The following is a 5,087-nucleotide window of genomic DNA, read 5'->3' on the forward strand; positions in this document are numbered from 1 at the left end:
GCCGCGCCCGCCCCCTGGGCCTCGGCCACGCCGCAGCCTGCTGGGCGGCCCGCGCCCGATCCCGTCACCAGACGGCTGCGGCAGACCGTGACCGACCTCCCGGCCTGGGACCCCCTGCCGCCCGGAGAGCAACTCGTGCGCCGACCGCCGAGGGACCTGTGAACCGCATGCGGTGGGGCGGCGACAGCGACTACCAGGTCTGGGCCCGGACCCTGGACCGGTGGGCCGACGGTGAACAGAGCGGCCCCCTCCACCTGCCGCCGCTGTCCGCCGAGGACCTGCCCGCCGACACCTGGCAGCGGCTGCTGGCACGCATCGCCGCGGCCGTCGACCGGCGACTGCAGAGCGGCCTCGACCTGATGGTCCGTGAGGTGAACGACGCGACGGACGAGTTCTCCGTCGGCCGGGCCCTCACCCGCGGCCGTGACGTGCTGCGCTCCGTTCGCTCCGTCATCACCCACACGAGCCTGCCCGCCGACTTCCGCCGACGCATGACGAGCCTCATGGACGAGCACACCCACCGGCTCCAGGAAGAACTCGAACGGGGCGTGCGGTCCCTGCTCGCGGACGGTGCGGACCCCCACGCCGTCGAGACCCGGCGCCGCACCCTGCGCGACAACCCCCTCACCGCCGTGCTGTCCGAGCCATCCGCCCCGCCCCCCGTCGGCTGGTACGAGCCGACCGGTGGACGTCGCATCGTCACCCCCGACTGACGGCATCACGAAAGAGCCCACCATGGCGAACTACTCCGACAGCAGGCGTGACCTGGACAACTACCTCACCGCGCGGGTGCCCGTCGTCGGGCTGCGCACCATCGAACAGGCCCGCGCCCTGCGCATGCTCAAGGAGGTCGCGACCCAACCGCGGCGTGCCAACCAGCAGTTCTGGATCCACACCAGAGCCACCGGACTACGCGACCTGAGGTCGGGATCGGCCGTGCTCGACGACCGGTCGCTGACCGGCGCCATGGACTTCGCCGCCGCCCAGTTCAGCGCCCGCCCGCACGCCACCCTCGTCCTCGTCGACCCCGGGGAGCTGGAATCCGACACACCCTTCACCCGTAACGTCGCCGAACTCGCCAGGATCGCCGACACCCACGCCGGATGCGTCGTCCTCATCACGGACAACCCGATCTGGAGCGGCCTGCAACGACTCGGCATGAGCCTGCAGTTGGACCTGCCGAACGCCGACGAGATGTACGAGACCATCAGCGGCTTCCTCGGCGACCACCGGGGCATGGTCGCCATCGCCTGGACCGAGCACGACGCCCGCCGGGCCGCCGAGTTCCTCCAGGGAGTGACCGAGGGCGAAGCGGTCAACCTCCTGGCCACACTCATCGCCAAGGGATCGGTGGAAGCCGACGACGTGCTGGCCCTCGCCAGTTCCAAGGACCGCATCTTCAGCAACCTCGCCGGCCTCGAACGCCTCGCCCGCAAGGACGTCGACTACTCCGTCGGCGGACTCACCAACCTGCGCGGCTGGCTGGAACGCAAACACCGGCTCATCCACACCGACCTGCGGGGCACACAGCTGCGCCCGCCCCGCGGGGTCCTGCTCGTCGGTGTCCCCGGCTGCGGCAAGTCCCTGTCGGCGAAGGCCATCGCCCAGCAGTGGCAACTGCCCCTCTACCGACTGGACATGGCCAGCATCCACGGCCGCTACCTCGGCGAGTCCGAGGGGCGGATGCGGGAGGCGCTCGACGCAGCCGACCGGGTCGCCCCCTGCATCCTGTGGATCGACGAGATCGAGAAGGGACTGGCCGGCGCCCACGACAGCTCCGGCGTGCAGCAGCGCATCATCGGGCAGTTCCTGTTCTGGCTGCAGGAGTCGGACTCCCGGGTCTTCGTGGTCGCGACCGCCAACGACGTGCGCAGTCTGCCGCCCGAACTGCTGCGCAAGGGGCGATTCGACGAGCTGTTCTTCGTGGATCTGCCGGACGACCAGGACCGCAGGGAGATCATCACGCTCTACTACCGGCGCTACGTCAAGGCCGAACCCCATCCGGACCAGGTCGACCGCCTCGTGGATCTCTCGGAGGGCTTCGCGGGCTCCGACATCGAGTCTGCCCTCCACGACGTCGGCGCCGAGGTCCTGCTGGGCGGCGGGGCGGAGCGCCTCGATCCGTCGTTCGTCGAGGACACGTTCGCCAACACGGCGCCCCTCAGCCGCAGCAACCCCGAACAGATCGAGGAGATCCGGGCCTGGGGCCGGGAGCGCGCGGTACCCGCCGGACGGTCCGCCGCCTCCCCCACCTCGGCCGGGGCGGGCACGCCTCGAAGGGTGGTCGTCCTCGGGGACTGAAAGCCGGTGACGCATACGGCAGGTCGATGACGCCTTCGGCAGGGCGGGGCAGGGCGGAGGTGCGGGGTGGGGGACGCGTGGGTGGCTCTGGCGGTCGCCTCGGTCGGAGTCGTGGGCACGCTGGGCGCCGCGCTGCTGACGCAGAGCCGGGCCGACCGCGCCAAGCGCCTGGAACTCCAGGCGCTGGCCCGGCAGCAGCGTGAGGAACGCGAACACGCCGAGCGGATGCGTCAGGCCGAGCTGTCGGCGGCCCGAGGACGCGAGCTGCTCGACCTCCGACGCGCCTGCTGCATCGCCCTCAACACCGCCGCCCGGCAGTACCAGACCGCCCAGGTCAACCTGTGGCACGCGCTGAAGGACGGCACCGGCGTCGACGCCTGTCTGCAACAGCTGGAGGAGCGCCGCTCCGCCCACCGGGAGAGCTACGCCGAGGCCCAGATGATCGTGCGGACGACCGTGCTCGCCTCCGCCGGCGCCGTCAGCCGACGGCTCAACACGGGATACGGCACGCTCAAGAAGGCCCTCGCCGGGCCGTCCACGGACGGCCCGGCGCTGGACGCGTTCGAGCCGGAGCTGCGGGCGGCGTGGACGCTGCTCTCGGACATGCGCCACGCCATGCGCCGCGACCTGGGAGTCGACGACCTCGGACCATGACGGGCCCCGGACTCATGAGGGGCCCCCGGCCGATGGCGGGCCCCGGGCTCCCTGCGAGCCCCGGGAAGCAGGACGCTCGGCCGGGGCCCGTCAGCCGTCCTCACTGGCCGTGATGGGTGAAAGAGGCCCAGACCTCCAGCTCGTCCAGCGGGCCGTTCGCGGTGTCCCCGACCAACGCTTCGAACTCCGCCAGCTCGGGAGGCAGGATCCGGTCGGGGTCCAGCATCCACAACTGGGCCGCGCGCAGCGCGTCCCGCGGCAACACGCCCCGCTTCATGTGGTGGTGGACGAGAAGCACCAGCAGCGTGGTCCGGGGATCGTCGGCGACGGCCCAGCGGGAACCGACGACGGCCGTGGCACCCACGCCCAGGAAGGCCGTCGCCAGCGTCAGTGCCTCGTCGTGATCGCTCAGGGTCAGGTCGCTGGTGCAGTTGGCGAGCAGGACCGTGCCGCCCGGCATCCCGGGATCGCGACCGGCCGCCCCGGTCAGGAGGTCCTGCACCGACACCGTGTGCGTGGCGTCCAGTTTGAGGACGGAGTCGTTGGAGGTCGGGCCGGTGTCCGCGTGACAGTTGACGTGCAGGAGCGCCGTCGGTGCGGGCCCCCGGCCCGGTAGGAAGGGTTCGAGCGACCGGGGCTCGGGCGGCAGTGGCGCGGGCCTCGCCCCGTGGGAGTTCCCCGGGGAGTTCCCCTCCCGCCCCATGCCGCCGATGACGGTGACCTCAGGGTGGAGGGACGCCACGAGTGCCGCCTCACGGTGCATCGTGGGGGAGCCGTCCGGGTCCACGACGACGGCCACGGCCCCCCGGCCCAGGACGGCCGTGGGGCGGGCGGCCACCTCGATGAGCTGACGGGCGCTGGCACAGTAGGAGATGACGGCCCGCTCGCACGCGTGGTCGCCGTTCCCCGTGGCCCGCTCACCGGGCGTCGAGGGGGCCGACACCGGGCAGCGCGCCGCGTGCCAGGGGACGATGCCGAGGGGGCCCACGGGCGCCAGGACGATGCGTGGGGGCCGGCCCGGCCACCAGGCCTCGGCGGCTGCCAGGAGCGGTGTCATCGCGGCCTCACCCGCCCACGAGCACAGCCGCTGGAGCGCCTGCTGCCACTCCTTCTCCAGGCGCAGCAGACGCTTGCGGTGGAGTTCGTGCATGACCAGCGGGTGGTGCGCCGCGGGCCGTTCCAGACGGCCCGCCCTCTGGAACGCCTCCAGGGAGGCGGCGTACGCGCCGACGGGGCCTGCGGACACGGAGGTCAGCTTCGGCAGCCGCAACGAGCGGACCACCCCGGTCGCCGTGACGATCACCGCGTGGCCGGGCGTCCCGTCCTCACCGGGGACGAGGTAGGCCAACGCGTCTGTCCCCAGCCGGCGCAGGGTGCGTCCGAGCGGGGCCGGGCCGGGCGCGGAGAGGAGGCGCTTCTCGGCGGCGTTGCCCGCCAGCGCCTCCAGCACGCGGCGCCGCAGGTCGTCCGGTACGTCGCTCAGCCGGCTTTCGTCGGTGGCGGCCCGCACCCATGCGTCGGCGAGAGCGTGCCGGCCTGCGTTCCGGAGCAGATCGGGGACGGTGACGTTCATCGTCGCGGCGTTCAGCACCAGTCCGCGGCCTAGTTCGAGCGCCTCGAAAGCCGACTCGGGCAGGCCGTCGGCGAGGCTCCAGCGGACCAGCCGCAGCATGTCGGGCGCGATGGCCCGCGCGGCTTCGAGCCCGTGGTCCGCGCCCGACTGGAGGAGGACGGAGCGACCGTAGGCGGTCAGCGCCGACCGGGCCGTCTCACGTGACCGGCGCCGGTGTTCGCCGTCCTGCGGGCCGAAGGCGCGATGGGCGAGGGCGATGGTCCGGATCAGCGCGATGGCGAAGGGATCGCCGGGGCTCGCGTTGAGCACCACCCACGCCTCCCGCAGCACGGCGACCGACTCCTCCAGGTCCTCGCGCCGCCCCGTATCCAGATGCCGGGTCAGGAGCAGAGTGCCCAGCCCGTACAGGCACCGCCCGCGCGAGCCGTGGAACTCGTGCGGGCCCTCCTCCGCCGCGTCCCTCAGCAGCGCGATGCCCTGGCCGAGCGCGTCATGTCGGCCCGGCACGGCCGCCGGGCCGTGTGTTCCCTGGACGCGGCCGGACGGGCCGGACGCGTCG

4 protein-coding genes are annotated in these 5,087 nt (G+C 72.9%); 3 read left to right on the top strand and 1 reads right to left on the bottom strand.

Annotation, left to right across the window (positions count from 1 at the left end; all coding sequences use genetic code 11):
- The first annotated feature begins 167 nt into the window (after positions 1-167).
- The 3 genes from AWZ10_RS26655 to AWZ10_RS26665 all read left to right on the top strand — a co-directional run bounded on the left by AWZ10_RS26655 (position 168) and on the right by AWZ10_RS26665 (position 2,955).
- Positions 168-713, top strand: a complete 546-nt coding sequence (locus AWZ10_RS26655; RefSeq protein ID WP_240439722.1) for a hypothetical protein — start codon at positions 168-170, stop codon at positions 711-713.
- 22 nt (positions 714-735) lie between these two features.
- Positions 736-2,301 (top strand): AAA family ATPase, encoded by a 1,566-nt coding sequence (locus tag AWZ10_RS26660; RefSeq protein WP_060892208.1) that lies wholly within the window; start codon positions 736-738, stop codon positions 2,299-2,301.
- A gap of 66 nt (positions 2,302-2,367) precedes the next feature.
- Positions 2,368-2,955 carry a hypothetical protein gene (locus AWZ10_RS26665; RefSeq protein WP_060892209.1) on the top strand — a complete coding sequence of 196 codons (588 nt, stop codon included), beginning with the start codon at positions 2,368-2,370 and terminating at the stop codon, positions 2,953-2,955.
- A gap of 100 nt (positions 2,956-3,055) precedes the next feature.
- Here AWZ10_RS26665 and AWZ10_RS26670 read toward each other — a convergent pair.
- Positions 3,056-5,087 (bottom strand): CHAT domain-containing protein (locus AWZ10_RS26670; RefSeq protein WP_244172554.1); only part of this gene is annotated, 2,032 nt, incomplete at its 5' end.

This window comes from Streptomyces europaeiscabiei (assembly GCF_001550375.1).
GTDB lineage: Bacteria > Actinomycetota > Actinomycetes > Streptomycetales > Streptomycetaceae > Streptomyces > Streptomyces europaeiscabiei.

Bases quoted from the DNA above. Each gene is read 5' to 3' on its own strand.
- AWZ10_RS26655 (WP_240439722.1), top strand. From the start codon at position 168: ATGCGGTGGGGCGGCGACAGCGACTACCAGGTCTGGGCCCGGACCCTG.
- AWZ10_RS26660 (WP_060892208.1), top strand. From the start codon at position 736: ATGGCGAACTACTCCGACAGCAGGCGTGACCTGGACAACTACCTCACC.